Annotated in this window: 21 protein-coding genes; 13 read left to right on the top strand and 8 right to left on the bottom strand. The window is 59.6% G+C overall.

Going from position 1 to position 20,769, the window contains the following annotated elements; translation table 11 throughout:
* Window positions 1–36: 36 nt before the first annotated feature.
* Window positions 37–927, top strand: a complete 891-nt coding sequence (locus ACIOZM_RS26670; RefSeq protein WP_401219383.1) for an ABC transporter permease subunit — start codon at window positions 37–39, stop codon at window positions 925–927.
* 171 nt (window positions 928–1,098) lie between these two features.
* Here the strand turns inward: ACIOZM_RS26670 and ACIOZM_RS26675 are convergent, their stop codons facing one another.
* Window positions 1,099–1,740 (bottom strand): HD domain-containing protein, encoded by a 642-nt coding sequence (locus ACIOZM_RS26675; RefSeq protein ID WP_401219386.1) that lies wholly within the window; start codon window positions 1,738–1,740, stop codon window positions 1,099–1,101.
* Window positions 1,741–2,049: 309 nt separating this feature from the next.
* Here ACIOZM_RS26675 and ACIOZM_RS26680 point away from each other — a divergent pair, with 309 nt between their 5' ends.
* On the top strand, window positions 2,050–3,015 hold the full coding sequence (locus ACIOZM_RS26680) for a GlxA family transcriptional regulator (RefSeq protein WP_401219388.1): 966 nt from the start codon (window positions 2,050–2,052) through the stop codon (window positions 3,013–3,015).
* A 122-nt stretch (window positions 3,016–3,137) separates the two neighbouring features.
* Here ACIOZM_RS26680 and ACIOZM_RS26685 read toward each other — a convergent pair whose 3' ends face one another.
* Entirely contained in the window at window positions 3,138–5,549 is a 2,412-nt protein-coding gene (locus tag ACIOZM_RS26685; RefSeq protein ID WP_401219390.1) for a penicillin acylase family protein, read from the bottom strand.
* 104 nt (window positions 5,550–5,653) lie between these two features.
* The gene (locus tag ACIOZM_RS26690) at window positions 5,654–6,232 is read right to left on the bottom strand and encodes a DUF6436 domain-containing protein (RefSeq protein ID WP_401219393.1); all 579 of its coding nucleotides are present in this window, start codon (window positions 6,230–6,232) and stop codon (window positions 5,654–5,656) included.
* A 99-nt stretch (window positions 6,233–6,331) separates the two neighbouring features.
* On the opposite strand from ACIOZM_RS26690, the gene ACIOZM_RS26695 reads away from it, so the two are divergent.
* Window positions 6,332–7,282, top strand: a complete 951-nt coding sequence (locus tag ACIOZM_RS26695; RefSeq protein WP_401219396.1) for an alpha/beta hydrolase — start codon at window positions 6,332–6,334, stop codon at window positions 7,280–7,282.
* A 126-nt stretch (window positions 7,283–7,408) separates the two neighbouring features.
* Here the strand turns inward: ACIOZM_RS26695 and ACIOZM_RS26700 are convergent, their stop codons facing one another.
* Window positions 7,409–8,161: a hypothetical protein gene (locus tag ACIOZM_RS26700; RefSeq protein ID WP_401219399.1), complete on the bottom strand. Its 753-nt coding sequence runs from the start codon at window positions 8,159–8,161 to the stop codon at window positions 7,409–7,411.
* A 108-nt stretch (window positions 8,162–8,269) separates the two neighbouring features.
* Between ACIOZM_RS26700 and ACIOZM_RS26705 the strand changes: the two genes are divergently transcribed.
* A complete protein-coding gene (locus ACIOZM_RS26705; RefSeq protein WP_401219401.1) occupies window positions 8,270–8,902 on the top strand; it encodes a 2OG-Fe(II) oxygenase in 633 nt (210 codons plus the stop codon).
* A gap of 1 nt (window position 8,903) precedes the next feature.
* Window positions 8,904–9,389 (top strand): DUF523 domain-containing protein, encoded by a 486-nt coding sequence (locus tag ACIOZM_RS26710; protein ID WP_401219404.1) that lies wholly within the window; start codon window positions 8,904–8,906, stop codon window positions 9,387–9,389.
* A gap of 109 nt (window positions 9,390–9,498) precedes the next feature.
* Here ACIOZM_RS26710 and ACIOZM_RS26715 read toward each other — a convergent pair whose 3' ends face one another.
* Window positions 9,499–10,071 (bottom strand): transporter substrate-binding domain-containing protein, encoded by a 573-nt coding sequence (locus tag ACIOZM_RS26715; protein WP_401219406.1) that lies wholly within the window; start codon window positions 10,069–10,071, stop codon window positions 9,499–9,501.
* 132 nt (window positions 10,072–10,203) lie between these two features.
* Between ACIOZM_RS26715 and ACIOZM_RS26720 the strand changes: the two genes are divergently transcribed.
* Window positions 10,204–10,629: a DUF4399 domain-containing protein gene (locus ACIOZM_RS26720; RefSeq protein ID WP_401219409.1), complete on the top strand. Its 426-nt coding sequence runs from the start codon at window positions 10,204–10,206 to the stop codon at window positions 10,627–10,629.
* A gap of 61 nt (window positions 10,630–10,690) precedes the next feature.
* Here ACIOZM_RS26720 and serA read toward each other — a convergent pair whose 3' ends face one another.
* Window positions 10,691–11,920, bottom strand: coding sequence for a phosphoglycerate dehydrogenase (gene serA, locus ACIOZM_RS26725; protein ID WP_401219412.1), 1,230 nt, complete (start codon window positions 11,918–11,920; stop codon window positions 10,691–10,693).
* 203 nt (window positions 11,921–12,123) lie between these two features.
* On the opposite strand from serA, the gene ACIOZM_RS26730 reads away from it, so the two are divergent.
* From ACIOZM_RS26730 to ACIOZM_RS26745, 4 genes are all read left to right on the top strand, one after another.
* The gene (locus tag ACIOZM_RS26730; protein ID WP_401219415.1) at window positions 12,124–13,518 is read left to right on the top strand and encodes an FAD-binding oxidoreductase; all 1,395 of its coding nucleotides are present in this window, start codon (window positions 12,124–12,126) and stop codon (window positions 13,516–13,518) included.
* A 41-nt stretch (window positions 13,519–13,559) separates the two neighbouring features.
* Entirely contained in the window at window positions 13,560–14,225 is a 666-nt protein-coding gene (locus ACIOZM_RS26735) for a fumarylacetoacetate hydrolase family protein (RefSeq protein WP_401219417.1), read from the top strand.
* Window positions 14,226–14,525: 300 nt separating this feature from the next.
* The gene (locus ACIOZM_RS26740) at window positions 14,526–15,455 is read left to right on the top strand and encodes an SdiA-regulated domain-containing protein (RefSeq protein WP_401219420.1); all 930 of its coding nucleotides are present in this window, start codon (window positions 14,526–14,528) and stop codon (window positions 15,453–15,455) included.
* A 185-nt stretch (window positions 15,456–15,640) separates the two neighbouring features.
* Entirely contained in the window at window positions 15,641–16,558 is a 918-nt protein-coding gene (locus ACIOZM_RS26745; RefSeq protein WP_401219422.1) for an SdiA-regulated domain-containing protein, read from the top strand.
* Between the two features lie 146 nt (window positions 16,559–16,704).
* On the opposite strand, the gene rpiA is transcribed toward ACIOZM_RS26745, so the two are convergent.
* The gene (gene rpiA / locus ACIOZM_RS26750) at window positions 16,705–17,379 is read right to left on the bottom strand and encodes a ribose-5-phosphate isomerase RpiA (RefSeq protein WP_401219424.1); all 675 of its coding nucleotides are present in this window, start codon (window positions 17,377–17,379) and stop codon (window positions 16,705–16,707) included.
* 221 nt (window positions 17,380–17,600) lie between these two features.
* On the opposite strand from rpiA, the gene ilvA reads away from it, so the two are divergent.
* Both ilvA and ACIOZM_RS26760 read left to right on the top strand, forming a co-directional pair.
* A complete protein-coding gene (gene ilvA / locus ACIOZM_RS26755; protein ID WP_401219427.1) occupies window positions 17,601–19,115 on the top strand; it encodes a threonine ammonia-lyase, biosynthetic in 1,515 nt (504 codons plus the stop codon).
* A gap of 39 nt (window positions 19,116–19,154) precedes the next feature.
* The gene (locus tag ACIOZM_RS26760) at window positions 19,155–19,580 is read left to right on the top strand and encodes a DUF2269 domain-containing protein (RefSeq protein ID WP_401219429.1); all 426 of its coding nucleotides are present in this window, start codon (window positions 19,155–19,157) and stop codon (window positions 19,578–19,580) included.
* Between the two features lie 120 nt (window positions 19,581–19,700).
* On the opposite strand, the gene ACIOZM_RS26765 is transcribed toward ACIOZM_RS26760, so the two are convergent.
* Window positions 19,701–20,357 carry an HAD family hydrolase gene (locus tag ACIOZM_RS26765; RefSeq protein WP_401219431.1) on the bottom strand — a complete coding sequence of 219 codons (657 nt, stop codon included), beginning with the start codon at window positions 20,355–20,357 and terminating at the stop codon, window positions 19,701–19,703.
* A gap of 143 nt (window positions 20,358–20,500) precedes the next feature.
* On the opposite strand from ACIOZM_RS26765, the gene ACIOZM_RS26770 reads away from it, so the two are divergent.
* A partial coding sequence (locus ACIOZM_RS26770; protein ID WP_401219434.1) for an RNA pyrophosphohydrolase occupies window positions 20,501–20,769 on the top strand: 269 nt, incomplete at its 3' end.

Consider the following 20,769-nt stretch of genomic DNA (forward strand, 5'->3'; position numbering starts at 1 on the left):
CAACCTCATTCAGGCCAAGGAAATGGAGGTTAAAGAATGATGCGCTTCCGTTTCTCCAGCCTGATGCTGGTGCTCGGCCTGTTGTTTATCTACCTGCCGATGCTGATCCTGGTGATCTACTCGTTCAACGCCTCGAAACTGGTGACGGTGTGGGGCGGCTGGTCGATCAAGTGGTACGTCGGCCTGCTCGACAACACCCAACTGATGGGCTCGGTGCTGCGCTCGCTGGAAATCGCCTGCTACACCGCAGTGGCTGCGGTGGCGCTGGGTACTCTGGCGGCATTCGTCCTGACCCGTATCACTCGCTTCAAGGGTCGCACGCTGTTCGGTGGTCTGGTCACCGCGCCGCTGGTAATGCCTGAGGTGATCACCGGTCTGTCGCTGTTGCTGCTGTTCGTGGCGATGGCGCAGATGATCGGCTGGCCGCAGGAGCGTGGCATCGTCACTATCTGGATCGCCCACACGACGTTCTGTGCGGCGTATGTGGCGGTGGTGGTGTCGGCGCGTCTGCGTGAGCTGGATCTGTCGATCGAAGAAGCGGCGATGGACCTCGGTGCACGGCCGTGGAAGGTGTTCTTCCTGATCACCATCCCGATGATCGCGCCATCGCTGGCCGCGGGCGGCATGATGTCGTTCGCGCTGTCGCTGGACGATCTGGTACTGGCGAGCTTCGTCTCGGGCCCGGGCTCGACGACCCTGCCGATGGAAGTGTTCTCGGCGGTACGTCTGGGCGTGAAGCCTGAGATCAATGCCGTGGCCAGCCTGATTCTGCTGGCGGTATCGATCGTCACCTTCATGGTCTGGTTCTTCAGCCGCCGTGCCGAAGAATCCCGCAAGAAAGCCATCCAGCAAGCCATCGAAGAAGGCGCAGCTGATTCGTGGAAGCAACCGGACGTGCGCCGCGCGCAGGCGCCGGAAGCGGCATAAGCCGATTGGGTTGATCACAACTTTGTGATCAACCCAATCCAACCCTGTGGCGAGGGGATTTATCCCCGTCGGGTTGCGAAGCGACCCCTCTCTTGACCCAAAATGCAGGGGACTGCTGCGCAGTCCAACGGGGATAAATCCCCTCGCCACAGTAGCCCCACACATTTGGTTTTAGGTGTTCCACGGGGATTTGCGGATGACTTCAACGAAGTTCATCGGTTTGAAGCCCGGCTCCTGATCTTTCAGCACATCGGTCTTCACATTGCCGAACGTGGTCTGCGGGCGATGACGCAAGCCATCGGCAAACGCGCAGATGATGCACTCCTTGAAACCCTCGCCTCGCGGATGCGCATGCACCACGGCTTCGCGCTGCACGCTGCTGAACGCTGCGTAATCCATCCCCAGCACGTCCATCTCCACGCCCGCTGTCACCAGCGCCACGGTCGGACGCAGATGCCTGGGCACACCCGGCGTGGTGTGCAGGGCAATCGACAGCCATACCTGTTCGATATCGTCATCGCTCAATCCGTAAGGCTTGAGAAACGCCGCCGCTGCGTTGGCCCCATCCACTTCAAAACGCTCGTCATTGCTGCGATGACCTTCGATCAGACCGAGGTCGTGGAACATCGCGCCGACGTACAGCAACTCCGGATCGTAGGCCAGTTGCTGGCGTTCACCGCTCAATGCGCCAAACAGAAACACCCGGCGCGAGTGGTGATAGAGCAGGTCGGATTCGATGTCGCGGATGTACTCGGTGGTGGCCCGGGCGAGGGCGCTGTCAGGGATCTGGATACCGGCAATGGTCGTGCTCATGGGATGCTTCCTCATGGAAAACGCCGTCGTGGCGCTGATGTACAAAGTCTGTTCCCTGAGGCACTAAACGGACAATCAACGCATGGCTGCGATCCTTGCCAATCTACCCGCAAATCGTGCCAACTGCCCTTCACAAGTTGGAATGCCATCCATTGTGGCGAGGGGATTTATCCCCGTTCGGCTGCGCAGCAGTCGTAAATCCAGCCATGAAGACTGCCTGACACAACGAGGTGTATGGTCTTGGGGCTGCTTCGCAACCCAACGGGGATAAATCCCCTCGCCACTGGGTTACAGGGGACCTAAAAAAACATGAATAAAACCGTCGCCATCGTGGTGTTTGCTGGCGTGCAGTCGCTGGATGTCACCGGGCCTATGGATGTGTTTGCCGAGGCCAACCGGTTCTTGGCGCCCGAGGATCACTATCGGCTGGAGGTGATCGGTGTCGAGCACGGTTTGATGGCGTGCTCCAATGGCTTGTCCCTCAATGCTCATCGGCATTTCAGCGAGGCACTCGACGTCTATGACCTGCTGCTGGTCGCCGGTGGCCCGCAACTGCCGTTCATGGATTTTGGCGCGACGTTTGATGGTTGGCTGCGCGAGGCTTGCGCACGCGCCAGGCGCTTCGGCTCGATCTGCAATGGCGCGTTCATGCTCGCCCGCGCCGGGTTGCTGGAGGGGCGCACGGTGACCACGCATTGGAACGACGCAGAGGCGCTGGCGCAGTTATGCCCGTCGACACAGGTCGAGGCGGATCGTTTGTACGTTGAGGATGGCACGCTCTACACCTCGGCAGGGGTGACGGCGGGGATCGATTTGTCGTTGTACCTGCTGGCGCGAGATTACGGTGCCGAAGTGGCGTTAAGCGTGGCCAAGCGTCTGGTAGTGTTCACTCAGCGTTCCGGCGGCCAGTCGCAGTTCAGCCCGTTTCTGACCCCGCACGCGGAGCCAACCTCGGCGGTGGCGCTGGTGCAGTTGTATGTGCTGGCTAATCTCACTGGCGATCTGACCATTGCCGATCTGGCGACGGCAGCCAACATGAGCGCGCGCAATTTCTCCCGGGTGTTCGCCCGCGAAGCCCGGGTCACTCCGGCGGAGTTCGTCGAACGGGCGCGGGTGGATGCTGCGCGGGTGATGCTGGAAAGCACCACGGCACCGCTGAAGACCGTGGCGTATCAGTGTGGATTTCGCGATGCGCAACATATGCGCAGCGTGTTCAACCGCCGGTTGGGCGTGACGCCGCAGCAGTTTCGATTGAATTTTGCGGCGATGGTTTGAGGGCCTCATCGCTGGCAAGCCAGCTCCCACAGGGATTGGTGTCGATCACAAATGTTGTGAACACCATAAAAACCTGTGGGAGCTGGCTTGCCAGCGATTGGGCCAGTCCAGTCAGCGCGAATCTATTTCGATGACCGCGCCGGCAACAGCTTCAAGGTGCTACGGGTATTGGCCGTCACCTCTTCATCACTGAAGTGCGCCTGCACATACATCCCTTCGACATATTCCTCGGCCTGATCGTCATAGTGACTGTCAAACGGCACGCCGCTCTGGCCGACCGGGTTGATGGTCAGGCTGTGTGCCGGGTCGGCGAAGTCGATCAGCCGTCGCGTCGAAGGCCCGTAAGTCACTGGCCATGGCGCCGGGCCGATTTTCGCCGAGAGGTTGTTCGGCACTTCATGACTGCCCGGTGCGGTAAACGGCCCGACGTTGAAAATCTTGTCCAGCGGCTTCTGCTGCCCCAGCGGATGACCGTGAGTCAGGGTGTGCGCCGTGCCCCATTTCCAGGTGGAGGCATCCTCACCGAGGGTCAGTTTCAGATGCTTGATACTCGCCTGCCACGCCACTTTTACCGTATCGGCGCGGGTCTCCTTGTTCGGCGTGCTGCGGTTGTCCCACCACGGTGAATCGGCGTTCGCCGCCAACCGGGGCAGGGCAGCATCAATCACGCGGGTCGACAGCAAGGTTTCAAAAAGATCATTGCCCAGTTCATCACGCATGGCCGCATCGGCTAGGTCATAGAGGAACTGGTTGAACAGCGTGGCACTGACCGAATCCAGCGGATAGTCGCCTTGCCACTGCGCCAGTTGCTCGACCAGTTTCAACTCGGCCGGGTCTTTCACCACCTCACGCAACACCGGCAGCAACGGCGCCAGTAGTCGAGGGCCGTAGCCGGTCGCGGTGCCCAGTTGCAGTTTCTGGTTGGCCTCGTTGCTCCACTTCACACCTTTGTCGCTGAGCTGGCGATTGAGCTGCTGACCGCGATCCGCGAGGTTGTAGTAACCGGGAATCTCCATGCCGGTTGGCGACAAGGGCTGGAAGTTGGCCGAAACGATATAGCCGCGTGCCGGATTTTCTTCCTGCGGATTGGCGCTGAACGGGTAGAAGCCGTCCTTGTCCGGCTGATTGCTGCTGCCGTCCAGAATGAACTCCGGTTTCACCCCGGCCGGACGCTTGGGCAGCAATGCCGAAGCCCACCAGGCGATGTCGCCCTTGGCATTGGCGTAGACAATGTTCAGCCCCGGTGCCTGCACCTTGGCGGCAGCGGCGCGAGCCTTGGCCAAAGTGTCGGCGCGGTTGAGCTGGTAGAAGCCTTCGAGGATCGGGTTTGGTGTTTCGAGGAACGCCCACCACATGGCAATCGGCGTCTTGCCGGCGGCAGTGCCGAGGGCATCGTTGATGATCGGGCCGTGCGGCGATTGGCGCAGGGTCAGGGTGACCGGAGCCTGACCTTTCACGTTGATCTGTTGCTCGGTGGTGACCATGTCGGTCCACTGGCCGCGATACCAGACCTGATTCGCGTTGTCCGGATTGACCTTCTCGGCAATCAGATCGAGGTCATCGTTCTGGAACATGGTCAGGCTCCAGCCGAAATCCAGGTTGTGCCCCAGAAAGGCGAACGGCACCAGCGCCTGATGATGGCCGTAGAGATCAAACCCCGGCGCCGACAGTTGCGCTTCGTACCACACCGACGGCACCGAGAAACGAATGTGCGGGTCACCGGCCAGCAGCGGTTTGCCGCTCTGGCTGCGGTTGCCGGAAATCACCCAGGCATTGCTGCCTTCGAATTGCGGCAGACCGTTGTCGATCAGCGCCTGCTCGCTGACGCGAGCGAGGGCGTTGAGGTCTTTCCAGTCACCGGCAGTGAGCGCCGGCACCGGATTGGCGCGCCCCTTGGCCAACACGCCTTTTGGCTGCCAGTCGAGATCGAAGACGTTGAGGTATTCGGGCCCGAGCTGGTCGCGCACATAGGTCAGCAACGGCTCGGTGCGAAACGCCGCGGCAAAGCTGTAAGCCATGTAGCCGGCGACGCTGATGCTGTCTTCAGCGGTGAACGGCCGCTTGGGGATGCCCAGCACGTCGAACTCGACCGGCGCTGCGTGGGTGTCCTGATATTGGTTGATGCCGTCCAGGTAGGCTTGCAGGGCCTTCCACGCCGGCGATTGTTTATCGAGGCTGGCGACGTAACTGGCGGCGCGCTCACGAATGCGCAGGCTGCGGAACAGTTTGTCGGTGTCGAGCAATTTCGGCCCGAGCACTTCGGCCAGTTCGCCCCGGGCCAGGCGGCGCATGGCTTCCATCTGGAACAGCCGATCCTGGGCATGCACATAGCCGAGGGCGCGGTAGAGGTCGGTTTCGTTCTCGGCGCGGATGTGCGGTACGCCGCGCTCGTCATAACGCACGGTCACCGAGCCTTGCAGGTTGCGCAGCTCCACCTGGCCCTGGCGCGTCGGTTGCTTGCTGTAGACGTACCAGCCGGCGGCGCCGAGCAGGACAACGATGAGCAAGGCAAGAACGGTAAAGACGCGTTTCATGATGACTCCTTGTGCATGCGGGATTGCCGCCCGTGCGGGCTGCAAACAATTAGCACAGACCTTCTGTGCCGTGCATCGCTGTCCTTGAAAAGTCCGGAATGCCCTTACTGCGCGTCTAGCGCCCACGGGCAATAACAACCGACCGCCAGCGTGTGTGTGGCGTTGACCGGACGATCATCGCTCAACGCTTGCAGGATCGGTTCGATAAAGCTGTTGCTGGAGTTGCAGGTCAGGCCTTCGCTGTACGGCCCGAAGTAGGCGAGCTTGCCGCTGCGGTCCCAGATCGCCACGGCGGGGCTGGCCGGAACCTCTTCGGAACCGGGCAGCAAGGCGATGGTTTTCAGTCTGCTCAGGGTCGCGGGCAACTGGCCGTGGCTGCCGGCTTTCTGCACGGCGAAGAACTCCACGCCTTTGGGGCCGAACTGTTCGACCATTTCCGTCAGGTGCTGTTGATTGCCGACGTTGCACGGGCAGGCCGGGTCCCAGAAATGTACGAGTCGAATATTGCCGGGACCGGCGAGTTCGGCTGGCAAGCGCAGCGGATCGCCGGAAAACACCGCCGTGTGTTCGCTGAACGCACGCAGATAACGGCCCTGAAACCAGTCGTAAGCCGCCCACAACACGCCGGCACACAGAAGGGTGAGCAGGCTGGCGAACACTGCGGTGCGGTAGGGCGAACGCATGGTTTTCGGTCCTCGAAGGTCGGCTAGCTTGCCATGCTTGCCGCAACAGATGAATATCGCAGGCCGATAAAGTCTGTTCACCGTTCTGGAAATTGCCTCATGCCTGCCTCTTTCGACCCCGATCATTTGCGCGCCAGCCTCAAGCCTCTGGCCGAGTGGCAGCCGTTATCGGACGAGGCGAAAGCTTACCAACGCTTCTATCAGACCGATTTCCCCGGACGTGACATGTGGCGCGGCATCGGTCGTTTCGAAGTCGATGGCTACGAACTGGTCAGCCACTGCTGGTGGCCGGAAAAGGTCAAGGGCACGCTGTTTCTGCTGCACGGTTTTTACGATCACACGGGTCTCTATCGGCATGTGATCGAGTGGGCGCTGGCGCAGGATTTTGCAGTGATTGCCTGCGACTTGCCGGGGCATGGTTTGTCCAGCGGCGCGCGGGCGAGCATCCGTGATTTCTCCGAGTATCAGGATACCCTGCAAGCATTGTTCGCCGAGGCGCACTCGATTGCGCTGCCGCAGCCATGGCACCTGTGCGGTCAGAGCACGGGTGGCGCGATTGTGGTCGATCATGTGCTCAACCATGGCGAGAACAGCCCGGCGCAAGGCCATTTGATTCTGTTTTCTCCCTTGGTTCGCCCGCGTGCCTGGGGCTGGTCGCAGCTGAGTTATTACTTGCTCAGGCCCTTCGTCAGAGGCGTTACCCGGCGCTTCAGCGAAAACTCCAACGATCCGGAGTTCCTGCCGTTTCTGCTGACCGATCCGTTGCAGCCCAAGCGTCTGCCAACGGCATGGGTCGGGGCGTTGTCACGCTGGATCATTCGGGTCGAGCACGCGAAAAAAAGTCCGCGACGGCCGCTGATCATTCAGGGGCAGGCGGACATGACCGTGGACTGGCAGCACAATTTGCAGGTGATGAAGTGGAAGTTCGACCGGCCGCAGATTCTGCTGCTGGCCGAGGCGCGGCATCATCTGGCGAATGAGACGGCGGAAATGCGCGAGGAGTATTTCGAGTTCTTGAACAAGCGGATCAAGGGCCGCAATCCTCAGTGACTTCACTGGCCCCATCGCTGGCAAGCCAGCTCCCACAAGGATCTTCAGTGAAAGCAGGATTGGTAAACACTTGAGAACCTGTGGGAGCTGGCTTGCCAGCGATGGCGGCCTGTCAGTCGCTACAGATCATTGGCCGAGATTCGAAGAGCTTTGCCCCACCGCCAACCCCGCCCGAATCGCCGCCAGTGCCGCTTGATAATACGCCTTGCCCTCGGTGGACTCGGCAAATGTCGCGAACTGCTCCAGTTCGTCATCCGACAAATCACGATAAACGTAGAGCAGCGTGTTGTTCATGTCGGCGCCGATCTGATCCATCAGTCGCTGGCGTTGACCGTTCAACATGCTCTGCGCCTGGCCGCCACCGAGCAGGCCGGGGATCATCGAACTCAAACTGTCCGCCGCCACACCGGCAATCGCCAGACTGACTTCAGCCCCGGCCTCACGCGCGGGCAGCGCCTGGGCCAGATGGCCGATGATCAGCAGACGACTGTCGCTGACCTGCATCTTCGGCAGGCCCTTGGCATTTTTCGCCAGTTGATCGCGACGGGTCGCCAGCAGTTCGGCAGCGACAATCTTCTTGCCCAGCGCTGACTGAAAGAACGTCAGCGCCGGTTGCGGATCGGCAAGGTTCTGCCGCAGTTGCGCTTCGGCGCGTTGATCCACGGCCTGTGCGGCAAAACGCTGGTTGCTGTTGTTCACCAGCGCTTGAAACACCGCTGGCGGCAGGTTGTTCTGGTAACGCGTCTGCGCGGCGCTCAGGGCGTCATTGAAATGCGCACGTTGTTCTGGCCAGCCGGCGACCTTGTACAGCTGATCGTGGCCGTCCGCCCAGGCGGGCAAAACACAGAACATCAACAGTGAAAAAAGCAAACGGCGCATAAGGACTCCTGTCAGCAGCGGACTATTCTCCGTGCGGTGCCGGTACTTGTCGAGAATTCGTAGCAAGCCGCTGCGCGGCTCTGTCGGATTTCTCGGCGCCGACATACTATGCGCGCCATGCAAATATCCTCTGAACACCCGCTGCTGTTACGCATTGTCGACGACCTGGCCGAGCATGGCTGGTCGCAGCAGAACATCTTCCTGCCCGTGGGTCTGACCCGCGAGCTGGCGGCCGAGTGCCGTAAACGTGACGCCGAAGGTGAACTGGCGCCGGCGGCGGTCGGTCGCGGGCCGTTTTCAGAGATTCGCGAGGGCATTCGGGGCGACCATATCCAGTGGATCGAACCCGGCGAAGCGCAGTCCAGTGACAGTTATCTGAGCTTGATGGACAGTCTGCGCGAAGCGCTCAATCGCGGGCTGTTTCTTGGTCTGGAAGACTTTGAGTGCCACTTCGCGCTGTATCCGCCGGGTGCGTTCTACCGCAAGCATGTCGACCGTTTTCGCGATGACGACCGGCGCATGGTGTCGGCGGTGATCTACCTCAACGATGCCTGGCTGCCGGAACATGGCGGGCAGTTGCGCATGTATCTGAACGAGGATCGCGCCTACGACGTGCAACCCATTGGCGGCTGTCTGGTGGTGTTTCTCTCCGGCGAAGTGCCCCACGAAGTGCTGCCGGCCACCCGCGAGCGCTTGTCGCTGACCGGCTGGTTCCGTCGCCGTGGCAACGAGCCTTTCTGATATGGAAAAGATTCTGGTCAGCCGCTGCCTGTTGGGTCATCGCGTGCGTTACGACGGCGGGGCCAGCGGGCCATTCGATCTGCTTGAACAATGGATAACCGAAGGGCGCGTGGTACCGCTGTGTCCGGAAGTGGCCGGTGGTTTGCCGACGCCTCGAGCAGCCGCGGAGATTCCTGGCGGGCAGGGCGGGGAAGTGCTGGATGGCGTCGCAGTGGTGATGACCACCGAGGGCGAGGACGTCAGCGCACAGTTTCTCGATGGCGCCCGGCAGGCGCTGGAACTGGTGCAGAGGCATGGCATCCGGGTTGCGGTGCTCAAGGCCAATAGCCCGTCGTGCGGCAATCTGCTGACCTATGACGGGACGTTCAGCGGGGTGAAGATCAGTGGCGAGGGGGTGACGGCGGCTCTGCTGAGACGCCACGGCGTGCAAGTCTTCAGCGAGTTCGAATTGCCGCAAGCAGCGAAAGCCCTGACACAACCCGACTAACCATCCACCACAAAACCCACTGTAGGAGCTGCGGCACGCTGCGATCTTTTGATCTTTGAAGGCAAGATCAAAAGATCGCAGCGTGCCGCAGCTCCTACAAGTTTCGAGTTTATTTTGGTTCGGTGAACCACTTCTGCGACAACGCTTCCAGTCGCCCATCAGCCTTGATCCGCGCCAGTGCGCTATCAATGCTCGCCTGAAATGCCGGGTTACCCTTCTGAAACGGAATCGCCAGACTCACTGGCGTGGCGGCTTTCGGCTTATCTTCAGTCAGCGCCTGCACCAGCACCATCGGGCGCGGCTGCGGCTCCTCATGCGCGAGCAACTGCGAATCAACCTGACTGTAAGGCGCGCTGAAGGCGAAACGTTCCTTGAGTTCCGGGGTCAGTGCTATGTGGTTGAGCGCAACGTCGTACTTGCCGCTCTCAACGCCTTCGAGCAGGTCACTGGCGTCGGTGACGATGAAATCGGCGCGCACATCCAGCTCATTGGCCAGTTGTTGCCCAAGCTCGACTTCGAACCCGGTGAGTTTGTCGCCGTCTTCCTTGTAATTGAAGGGCGGTGTATTAGCCTCAAGGGCTATACGCAGTTCGCCACGGTCGTTGACGTCATCAATCAGCTCGGCGTGAGCCAATGGGCTCAAAAGGGGTAGCAGGCAGATCAGGCCAGGCAGAAAACGCATGGTCACTCCTTTGAAATCGAAATCGGCCCGTTTTTCAGGCTCGCTTTGCTATGGTTGTCGAGTGCCTTCGACAACGAATAGTCATGAAGTTGTCATGACTACGCGGATTTTACGGAAAAACTGGAGAAGAGAATGAAAACATTCATGTCACGTGCTGCTTTGGCAGGGCTTCTGTTAGGTGCTTCGATGCTGGCCAACGCCGCTACACCGGCGCCGGCAGGTGCTTCAGTGAGTATCGTCGAGCCGAGCAGCGGTGCCGTTGTAGACAAGACCTTCAAGGTCAAATTTGAAGTCAAAGGTATCGCCTTGGCTCCGGCGGGCGACGTCACTGCCAACACCGGTCACCACCACCTGCTGGTCGATGCCAAGGAAATCATTCCCGCGGGTGCGGTGATCCCGGTCGATGCCAATCACATCCACTTCGGCAAGGCTCAGACCGAAACCGAGCTGACACTGACTCCTGGCAAGCACACCTTGCAACTGGAGCTGGGCGACAAGGGCCACATGGCTTTCGATCCGCCAATCGTTTCGGAAAAGATCACCGTGACCGTGAAGTAACTTTTCTGCCGACATGAAAAAGGGAGCCCGAAGGCTCCCTTTTTTGTCGCTCGGCTTTCGATCAGAACAACACGCGGCTACGGATAGTGCCGTTGATGTGTTGCAGCTTCTCTTGCGCCAGGTCCGAATACTCGGCGTCTACGTCGATTACCACGTAGCCGACTTTCTCGTTGGTCTGCAGGAACTGACCGGAGATGTTGATACCGTTTTCGGCGAAGACCTTGTTGATCTCGCTCATCACACCCGGAATGTTCTCGTGGATGTGCAGCAGACGGTGCTTGCCAGGGTGAGCCGGCAGGGCCACTTCCGGGAAGTTCACCGACGATACCGAAGTACCGTTGTCGCTGTACTTGACCAGTTTTTCTGCCACTTCCAGACCGATGTTGGCTTGCGCTTCGGCAGTCGAGCCACCGATGTGCGGGGTCAGGATCACGTTGTCCAGGCCACGCAGCGGGCTTTCGAACTCTTCGTCGTTGGAGCGTGGCTCCACCGGGAATACGTCGATGGCTGCGCCGATCAGGTGCTTGTCCTTGATCGCGTCCGCCAGAGCGTCCAGTTCGACCACGGTGCCGCGAGCAGCGTTGATCAGGATGCCGCCCTTCTTGATGGCGCGGATTTCCTTCTCGCCGATCATCCACTGAGTGGCGGCGGTTTCCGGAACGTGCAGGGTGACGATGTCGGACATGCCCAGCAGGTCGTTCAGGTTGCCGACCTGAGTGGCGTTGCCCAGCGGCAGCTTGGTCACGGTGTCATAGAAGAACACCTGCATCCCCAGGCCTTCAGCCAGAACCGACAGTTGCGTACCGATCGAGCCGTAACCGACGATGCCGAGCTTCTTGCCACGGATCTCGAAGGAGTTGGCCGCGCTCTTGATCCAGCCACCACGGTGGCAGGAAGCGTTTTTCTCAGGGATGCCGCGCAGCAGCAGGATCGCTTCGGCCAGCACCAGCTCGGCGACGGAGCGAGTGTTGGAGTACGGCGCGTTGAACACGGCGATACCGCGTTCGCGAGCTGCACTCAGGTCAACCTGGTTGGTGCCGATGCAGAAACAGCCGACTGCCACCAGCTTCTTCGCGTGATCGAAGATTTCTTCGGTCAGTTGCGTGCGCGAACGAATGCCGATGAAGTGAGCGTCGGCGATCTTTTCCTTGAGCTGGGCTTCAGGCAGAGAACCGGTGAGGTACTCGATGCTGGTGTAGCCCGCCGCCTTGAGGACGTCGACAGCCGATTGGTGGACGCCTTCGAGAAGAAGGAACTTGATCTTGCTCTTATCGAGAGAAGTCTTGCTCATCTGCGTAAACCTGTATCCCGGAGAAAAATGGCAGGAAATAGCCAGCAGACGCTGACCCGGACGACAAGAATGCCGTCGCCGCGAATCAGGCTTGGGCACTGGTCCGCGGGGTCGGTATGCTAGCATAACGACCCCGCTAAACACTCATTCCTGCGACGTGAAGCGTTCTCAGGATGACCATGAATTGTTCGAGAGTTCCGTCGATGACCAATCCTGCCCTGATTGATGAACTGAAGACCCTGGTTGAGCCTGGCAAAGTCCTCACCGACGCCGACTCCCTGAACGCGTACGGCAAGGATTGGACCAAGCACTTCGCCCCGGCGCCGAGTGCCATTGTGTTTCCCAAGTCCATCGAACAAGTGCAAGCCATCGTCCGTTGGGCCAATACGCACAAGGTGGCACTGGTGCCATCGGGCGGGCGCACCGGGTTGTCCGCCGCTGCGGTGGCAGCGAATGGCGAAGTGGTCGTGTCCTTCGACTATATGAATCAGATTCTCGACGTGAACCTCACCGACCGCACTGCCGTTTGTCAGCCGGGCGTGGTCACCGAGCATTTGCAGAACGTCGCCGAAGAAAAAGGCCTTTATTACCCGGTGGACTTCGCATCTGCCGGTTCCAGCCAGATTGGCGGCAATATCGGCACCAATGCCGGCGGGATCAAGGTGATTCGCTACGGCATGACCCGTAACTGGGTCGCCGGGATGAAAGTCGTTACCGGCAAGGGCGATGTGCTGGAACTGAACAAAGACCTGATCAAGAACGCCACCGGTTACGACTTGCGTCAGTTGTTCATTGGCGCCGAAGGCACCTTGGGTTTTGTGGTTGAAGCGACCATGCGTCTGGATCGCGCACCGAAAAACCTCACGGCGATGGTCCTCGGTACCGCCGATTTCGATTCGATCATGCCGGTGCTGCACGCCTTCCAGGGCAAGCTCGACCTGACCGCGTTCGAATTCTTCTCCGACAAGGCCCTGGCCAAAGTGCTGGGCCGTGGCGACGTGCCGGCGCCGTTCGAAACCGATTGCCCGTTCTACGCGCTGCTGGAATTCGAAGCGACCACTGAAGAAGTGGCTAACACTGCGCTGGAAACATTCGAGCATTGCGTCGAGCAGGGCTGGGTGCTGGACGGAGTGATGAGCCAGAGCGAAACCCAGTTGCAGAATCTGTGGAAGCTGCGCGAGTACATCTCCGAGACCATTTCGCACTGGACGCCGTACAAGAACGACATCTCGGTAACCGTCTCGAAAGTGCCGGCGTTCTTGCAGGAAATCGACGCGATTGTTGGCGAATACTATCCAGACTTCGAAATCGTCTGGTTCGGCCACATCGGCGACGGCAACCTGCACCTGAACATCCTCAAACCGGAAAACCTGAGCAAGGACGAGTTCTTCGCCAAGTGCGCCACCGTCAACAAGTGGGTGTTCGAAACCGTCGAGAAGTACAACGGTTCGATTTCCGCCGAACACGGTGTCGGCATGACCAAGCGCGACTACTTGACCTACAGCCGTTCGCCGGTTGAGATCGAGTACATGAAAGCAGTCAAAGCGGTGTTCGATCCAAACGGCATCATGAACCCGGGCAAGATCTTCGCGGTTTGATTGGCAATCCCTGATGAATCAATGAAGGCAGGAGTCGGTAAATGAGCTATCAGCACCAGTATGTCGACGGCACTCGCATCCACTTCCCGATCGGGAAAGTCGTGTGCATTGGCCGTAATTACGCCGAACACGCCAAGGAACTGGACAATCCGGTCCCTACCGAGCCGCTGCTGTTCATTAAACCGGGCAGTTGCGTGGTACCGCTGGAAGGCGGTTTCAGCATTCCGGCCGAGCGTGGCTCGGTGCATTACGAAGCGGAAATTGCTGTATTGATCGGCAAACCGCTGTCGACCAAGCCAAGCCGTGAAGAAGTGCTGGACGCGATCTCCGGTTTCGCCCCGGCCCTCGACCTGACCCTGCGCGACAAGCAGGCCGAACTGAAGTCCAAGGGCCTGCCGTGGGAAATCGCCAAGTCGTTCGATGGCGCAGCGGTGATTGCACCGTTCGTGGTCGCCAGCAGCTTTGCTGATCTGACCGACATCGGCATCCGCCTGACCATCAACGGCGAAGTCCGTCAGGACGGCAACAGCAGCGCGATGCTTAACCCGATTGTGCCGATGATCCAGCACATGGCCGGCTGCTTCTCGCTGCAGGCCGGTGACGTGATCCTCACCGGTACGCCAGTCGGCGTCGGCCCATTGAATGCCGGCGACGACATCGTCCTTGAACTGCCGGGCGTGAGCAGCTTCACCAGCAGCGTACGCTAAGCACAGCACTGCAAAACCCTGTGGGAGCGGGCTTTTGTGGTGAGGGGATTTATCCCCGTTGGACTGCGCAGCGGTCCCCAGGTTTTTGGGGCTGCTTCGCAACCCGGCGGGGATATCCCCTCGCCACAGCGGCCTTGCTCCCACATTTGTTTTTGTGATCCGGCCTGCAATGGCGCAGGGCAATCCCGCCATTTGCCGTTTTTTTCACATCCTGTCTGGATAATTTCAGCCTTTCTGGCGTCTGAGCCGGCCTCTTTGTGCTATTACCTTTAGCCTGAATTTCTGGAACTCGTCCTCCTGATGTCAACGCAACCGCTGCCTAAACTCAAAACCGCCCGTCGTTCGCGTTTCGCCATGCGTTGGTATTCCTGGTTGCTGCTGATCGCAGTAGTTGCCTACGGCCTGGCGTTTATCATGCATTGGGATGACCGCGGCGTGCTCTGGGTGCAGGAACGTTTCGAATCGACGGCCGAGCGGCAGGAGAGCATCTGGCTGCCGGATTACCGGGCGGTGATCGATGCCAAGCTGTTGCCGGGCATGGAAAAGGATGAGGCTTCGGACCTGTCCTATAACCCGCAGACCAAAACCCTGTTTTCGGTCATGGGCAAGAATCCGTTCCTCGCCGAACTGACCTTGCAAGGTGACGTGCTGCGCAAGATGCCACTGATTGGCTGGAGCAACCCGGAAGGCCTGACCGTGATGGAAAACGGCCTGATGGCCATCGTCGATGAGCGCCAGCACATGCTCTCGATCGTCAAGGTCGATGCCGACACCCGCGAACTGAACATCGCCGACTTCCCGAAATACGATCTCGGCCCGTCGAAAAACCAGAACAAAGCCTTCGAAGCCATCGCCTGGGATTCACGCAATCAACAGCTGTTGCTGGGTGAAGAACGTCCTCCGGCGCTGTTCACCTGGAAGAGCGACGGCAGCCAGATCCTCAAGGGTGACAAGCAGAAACTGGCCAGCGAAGAGCTGGATATCCGCAATCTTTCTGCCTTGGCGATAGACCCGCGCACCCGTCACACACTGGTGCTGTCCGCTGATTCGCACCTGCTGCTGGAGCTGGACGAGAAGGGCGAGCAGGTCAGCTTCATGACCCTGTTGGGCGGCTTCAACGGCCTGAAAAACACCATTCCCCGCGCCGAAGGCGTGACCATGGACGAGGCGGGCACGCTGTACATGGTCAGCGAGCCGAACCTGTTCTACCGTTTTGAAAAACAAAGGTAATGCCTTTGGGTAGGAGCTGCCGAAGGCTGCGATCTTTTGATCTTAATAAACAGCAAGATCAAAAGATCGCAGCCTGCGGCAGCTCCTACAGGGGTCGTCTTGTAGTTTGGGGCTAGTGGCCATTAAGCTCCAGTTCAGACAGGCGTGATATTTCATCCGCCTGTTTTGATTCCGAGCCAGCCCGCATGCGCCGATTTGTCCGCCCCAAACCGCTGATTATTCTGCTGATGGTGATTGCCCTGATCGCGTTGATTGCGGTCGGCCAATACATGCGTCTGTTCGAGCGTGCGTGGTTCAACCTGCATACGCTTTGGCAGCCTGTGAGTGGCGAGTCCATTGGCCTGGACCAGTATCGGGTGGATATTGAAGCGCGGGCTATCGACGGGCTGGACGCAGATGTCTCGGCACTGACCTACGATCCGGTGCGTAAAAGCCTGTTCACCGTGACCAACAAGAACGCCGAGCTGATCGAGCTGTCGCTTGGGGGCAAGATTCTGCAGCGCATCGCCTTGATCGGGTTCGGCGACCCGGAGGCGGTGGAGTTCATCAGTGCTGACACCTATGTGATCACCGACGAACGTCAGCAACGGCTGATCAAGATCCACCTGGAAAAAGGCACCACATTCCTTGATGCGGCGGACGCCGAGCAAATGACCCTCGGCGTGCACATGAGCGGCAACAAGGGATTCGAAGGCCTGGCCTACGACTCGGTAGGCAAGCGCCTGTTCGTCGCCAAGGAGCGCGATCCGATGCTGATCTATGAAGTGCACGGTTTTCCGCACTTCAACCCGGAGAAGTCCTATGCCGTGCATGTGATCAACGATCCCAAGCGCGATGCCGGGATGTTCGTCAGGGATTTATCCAGCCTGCAATACGACGAGCGCAGCGGCCATTTACTGGCGCTGTCCGATGAGTCGCGATTGATTCTGGAGCTGGATGTGGACGGGCGCCCGCTGAGCACCATGTCGCTGAACAAGGGCCGGCAAGGCTTGCAGAAAACCGTGCCGCAGGCGGAAGGCATTGCGATGGATGACGATGGCGCGTTGTATCTGGTGAGTGAACCGAACCTGTTTTACGTCTTCAGAAAACCCGCGCAACCCTGACCAACACCACAAAACACTGTGGGAGCTGGCTTGCCAGCGATGGCGGCCTTTCAGTCAACATTGATGTTGAAGCTGATGGCCTCATCGCTGGCAAGCCAGCTCCCACAGGTTTTTTGGTCAGCCCATAAAGTGTGGGCGGTGCTGGATTACTCAGCGCGCAGGGTTTTCACGCCTTCGCTGGTACCCAGCAGCAACAGATCCGCCGGACGCGCTGCGAACAAACCGTTGGTAACCACACCGACGATGGCATTGATCTGCTTCTCCAGCTCCACCGGATTGGTGATCTGCATGTTGAACACGTCGAGGATGATGTTGCCGTTGTCGGTCAGCACGCCTTCGCGGTAAACCGGGTCGCCGCCCAGCTTCACCAGCTCGCGGGCCACGTGGCTGCGGGCCATCGGGATCACTTCGACTGGCAACGGGAACTCACCGAGCACTGACACCAGTTTGCTGCCGTCGGCGATACAGATGAAGGTCTTGGCCACGGCCGCGACGATCTTCTCGCGGGTCAGGGCTGCGCCGCCGCCCTTGATCAGGTTCAGGTGCGCGTCGCTTTCATCGGCGCCGTCGACGTAGAACTCCAGATCGCTGACGGTGTTCAACTCATACACCGGAATCCCGTGGCCCTTGAGGCGCGCGGCGGTGGCTTCGGAGCTGGCAACCGCGCCGTCAAACGCGCCTTTGTGTTGCGCGAGTGCGTCGATGAAACAGTTGGCGGTGGAGCCGGTGCCGACCCCGACGACGCTCTTGTCGTCGAGTTTAGGAAGGATGAAGTCGACGGCGGCCTGAGCCACTGCCTGTTTGAGTTGATCCTGGGTCATGCGGGCTCCGAGGTGCCGAAGAGGGGGGAACGAAAGGCCGGCATTATATCCCCATGCTCGGCGAAAACTCCTGTGGTGAGGGGATTTATCCCCTCACCACAATGAACCCCTTCACCACAGGGGATGCATCAAGGCTAAAACCTCTGGATTCGTGTGGTCGTGCAGCCAAAAGCCGGGTTAGACTCCTTGGCCCTGCCCAACCCGCTCAGTGATGCTTTCCGATGCTCGAACAGTACGTCAAAAAGATCCTCACCTCGCGCGTTTATGACGTTGCCGTAGAAACCCCGCTGCAGAACGCTCGCCAGCTCTCCGAGCGGCTGGGTAATGACATTTGGCTCAAGCGCGAAGACTTGCAGCCGGTGTTCTCGTTCAAGATTCGCGGCGCCTACAACAAGTTGACTCAACTGACTGACGAAGAGCGCTCCCGTGGCGTGGTCACCGCGTCGGCGGGCAACCATGCGCAGGGTCTGGCGCTGGCGGCAAAAGTGCTGGGCGTGAAAGCGACCATCGTCATGCCCAAGACCACCCCGGAGATCAAGGTCGAAGGCGTGCGTTCGCGGGGCGGCAAAGTGGTGCTGCACGGCGACTCGTTCCCGGAAGCCCTGGCTTACTCGCTGAAACTGGTCGATGAAAAGGGCTACGTCTATATCCACCCGTACGATGATCCACACACGATTGCCGGGCAGGGCACCGTGGCGATGGAGATTCTGCGTCAGCACCCGCAGCCACTGGACGCGATCTTCGTGCCGGTCGGCGGCGGCGGACTGATCGCCGGTATCGCCGCGTACGTGAAATACCTGCGTCCGGACATCAAGGTCATCGGCGTCGAGCCGGACGATTCCAACTGCCTGCAAGCGGCAATGGCGGCGGGCGAGCGCGTTGTTCTGCCGACCGTGGGCATCTTCGCCGACGGCGTTGCGGTGGCGCAGATCGGCCAGCACACTTTCGATATCTGCAAGGATTACGTCGATGAAGTGATCACCGTCAGCACTGACGAGATCTGTGCGGCAATCAAGGATATCTACGACGATACCCGCTCGATCACCGAGCCTGCCGGCGCGTTGGGTGTGGCCGGGATCAAGAAATACGTCGAGCTGCGCGGCGTCAGTGGCCAGACCTTCGTCGCCATCGATTCCGGAGCCAACGTCAACTTCGACCGCTTGCGCCATGTCGCCGAGCGCGCCGAACTGGGTGAAGGCCGCGAAGCGATCATTGCCGTGACCATTCCGGAAAAACCCGGCAGCTTCAAGGCGTTCTGCGAAGCCATCGGCAAACGCCAGATCACCGAATTCAATTACCGCTACAACACCGGCAGCGAGGCGCACATCTTCGTCGGCGTGCAGACGCACCCGGAGAACGACCCGCGCAGCGCTTTGCTGGCGAGCCTGACCGGGCAAGGTTTTCCGGTGCTCGACCTGACCGACAATGAACTGGCCAAGTTGCACATCCGCCACATGGTCGGCGGGCGTGCGGCGCAGGTGGTCGATGAAGTGGTGCTGCGTTTTGAATTCCCGGAGCGTCCGGGCGCACTGTTCAACTTCCTGCACAAACTCGGCGGGCGCTGGAATATCTCGATGTTCCACTACCGCAACCACGGGGCGGCGGATGGCCGAGTGGTCGCGGGCCTGCAAGTCCCGCATGACGAGCGCCATCTGGTGCCGGCAGCGCTGGAAGAAATCGGCTACCCGTACTGGGATGAAAGCGACAACCCGGCCTACAAGCTGTTTCTTGGCTGAGCGGCTACGCTTTTGGGCAGGTCATAAGGAAATCGGACAATGGAAACGTTAACTGCCCTGAAAGCGGCGCACATGGTGGCAACCGTGGTACTGCTGGCGAGTGCGCTGGGTCTGGGGATCTGGGTTTTTCTTGCACGACGCAAAGGTGATGCGACGGCGGGCAGCCGCACGTTGCAGACGCCGCGAGTGTTTATCTGGCTGCTGATGGGCCTGGCGCTGCTGAGCATGCCGTTCACCGGCTGGTGGATGGTGCATCTGGTGGGCTGGCCGTTGGGGCAGACGTGGATTCTGGCGTCCAGCGTGCTTTACACCGTGGCGGCGCTGGCGTGGTTCTGGTTGCTGGTGCGTTTGAACAAGTTGCGCAAGGCGCCGGGCGGGGTGGGCAGGTTCAGCTTTGCCTTGGCGTTGATCAGTTTTGTCTGCTTTATCGCGATTGCCGGGTTGATGGGTGCCAAGCCTGTTTAAGGCTTGAGACCGGGTTTACCCAATCGCTGGCAAGCCAGCTCCCACAGGGATTTCCAGTGAGCACAGACTCTGTGAACACCCGAGAAACCTGTGGGAGCTGGCTTGCCAGCGATAGCGATATCAGTCGCGCAGCGTGATGACCGGCCAGCCACGTTTCTCGGCTTCGGCACGCAGATTCGGATCAGGGTCGACCGCCACCGGATTCGCCACCTGCTCCAGCAGCGGCAGATCATTCATCGAGTCGCTATAGAAATAGCTGTCATCCAGCGAATGCCCGGTCTCTTCCAGCCAACGATTCAGGCGCGTCACCTTGCCTTCACGGAAGCACGGAATGTCGGTGCTGCGTCCGCTGTAGCGGCCATCGATCATTTCGCATTCGGTGGCGATCAGGGTTTCAACGCCCAGACGCACGGCAATCGGCGCGGTAACGAAACGGTTGGTCGCCGTGATGATCACCAGTTTGTCGCCGGCATCGCGGTGCTTTTTCAGCAGTTCAAGCGCCTTGGGCAGCATGATCGGTTCGATGCAGTCGCGCATGTAATCGCTGTGCCAGTCATCGAGCACAGCCATTTCGGTGCGGCCGAGAATCTCCAGGCAGAAGTTCAGGTAGGCGGCGTTATCCAGTTTGCCGGCCAGGTAATCCTGATAGAACTCGTCGTTGCGCGTCTTGTACGCCACCGGGTCGAGAAAGCCGCGTTCACACAGATAGTCGCCCCAGGCGTGATCGCTGTCGCCGCCCAGAAGGGTGTTGTCCAAATCGAATAGAGCCAGGCGCATTGCAGTTACCCGCTGAAAAGTCTGTAAAAAGGCGACAAGAATACGGTCTTTTCACAAGAGTGCACATAAGGTAGGAAGCTTCGTTGCCGCCTTATCAACCTTTGTGGAACAATGCGGCGACATGCGTTTGCGAGGTTGTTGCCGTGATCGACCCCGATGGTTTCCGTCCCAATGTCGGGATCATTCTGACGAATGACGCCGGCCAGGTGCTATGGGCTCGCCGTATCAATCAAGATGCCTGGCAGTTTCCGCAAGGGGGAATCAACCCTGAAGAGACGCCGGAAGACGCCTTGTACCGCGAGCTGAACGAAGAAGTTGGCCTGGAACGTGAAGATGTTGAAATACTCGCCTGTACTCGGGGCTGGTTGCGCTATCGTTTGCCGCAACGTCTGGTACGTACCCACAGCCAACC

It is taken from the genome of Pseudomonas sp. NPDC087346, assembly GCF_044744235.1.
Taxonomy (GTDB): Bacteria; Pseudomonadota; Gammaproteobacteria; order Pseudomonadales; family Pseudomonadaceae; genus Aquipseudomonas.

Coding starts and splice junctions, on each gene's coding strand:
- ACIOZM_RS26670 (WP_401219383.1), top strand. CDS start 37: ATGATGCGCTTCCGTTTCTCCAGCCTGATGCTGGTGCTCGGCCTGTTG.
- ACIOZM_RS26765 (WP_401219431.1), bottom strand. CDS start 20,357: ATGCGCCTGGCTCTATTCGATTTGGACAACACCCTTCTGGGCGGCGAC.
- ACIOZM_RS26745 (WP_401219422.1), top strand. CDS start 15,641: ATGCGCCGATTTGTCCGCCCCAAACCGCTGATTATTCTGCTGATGGTG.
- ACIOZM_RS26690 (WP_401219393.1), bottom strand. CDS start 6,232: ATGCGTTCGCCCTACCGCACCGCAGTGTTCGCCAGCCTGCTCACCCTT.
- ACIOZM_RS26740 (WP_401219420.1), top strand. CDS start 14,526: ATGTCAACGCAACCGCTGCCTAAACTCAAAACCGCCCGTCGTTCGCGT.
- ACIOZM_RS26700 (WP_401219399.1), bottom strand. CDS start 8,161: ATGCGCCGTTTGCTTTTTTCACTGTTGATGTTCTGTGTTTTGCCCGCC.
- ACIOZM_RS26685 (WP_401219390.1), bottom strand. CDS start 5,549: ATGAAACGCGTCTTTACCGTTCTTGCCTTGCTCATCGTTGTCCTGCTC.
- ACIOZM_RS26720 (WP_401219409.1), top strand. CDS start 10,204: ATGAAAACATTCATGTCACGTGCTGCTTTGGCAGGGCTTCTGTTAGGT.
- ACIOZM_RS26675 (WP_401219386.1), bottom strand. CDS start 1,740: ATGAGCACGACCATTGCCGGTATCCAGATCCCTGACAGCGCCCTCGCC.
- ACIOZM_RS26710 (WP_401219404.1), top strand. CDS start 8,904: ATGGAAAAGATTCTGGTCAGCCGCTGCCTGTTGGGTCATCGCGTGCGT.
- serA (WP_401219412.1), bottom strand. CDS start 11,920: ATGAGCAAGACTTCTCTCGATAAGAGCAAGATCAAGTTCCTTCTTCTC.
- ilvA (WP_401219427.1), top strand. CDS start 17,601: ATGCTCGAACAGTACGTCAAAAAGATCCTCACCTCGCGCGTTTATGAC.
- ACIOZM_RS26705 (WP_401219401.1), top strand. CDS start 8,270: ATGCGCGCCATGCAAATATCCTCTGAACACCCGCTGCTGTTACGCATT.
- ACIOZM_RS26680 (WP_401219388.1), top strand. CDS start 2,050: ATGAATAAAACCGTCGCCATCGTGGTGTTTGCTGGCGTGCAGTCGCTG.
- ACIOZM_RS26695 (WP_401219396.1), top strand. CDS start 6,332: ATGCCTGCCTCTTTCGACCCCGATCATTTGCGCGCCAGCCTCAAGCCT.
- ACIOZM_RS26715 (WP_401219406.1), bottom strand. CDS start 10,071: ATGCGTTTTCTGCCTGGCCTGATCTGCCTGCTACCCCTTTTGAGCCCA.
- rpiA (WP_401219424.1), bottom strand. CDS start 17,379: ATGACCCAGGATCAACTCAAACAGGCAGTGGCTCAGGCCGCCGTCGAC.
- ACIOZM_RS26730 (WP_401219415.1), top strand. CDS start 12,124: ATGACCAATCCTGCCCTGATTGATGAACTGAAGACCCTGGTTGAGCCT.
- ACIOZM_RS26760 (WP_401219429.1), top strand. CDS start 19,155: ATGGAAACGTTAACTGCCCTGAAAGCGGCGCACATGGTGGCAACCGTG.
- ACIOZM_RS26735 (WP_401219417.1), top strand. CDS start 13,560: ATGAGCTATCAGCACCAGTATGTCGACGGCACTCGCATCCACTTCCCG.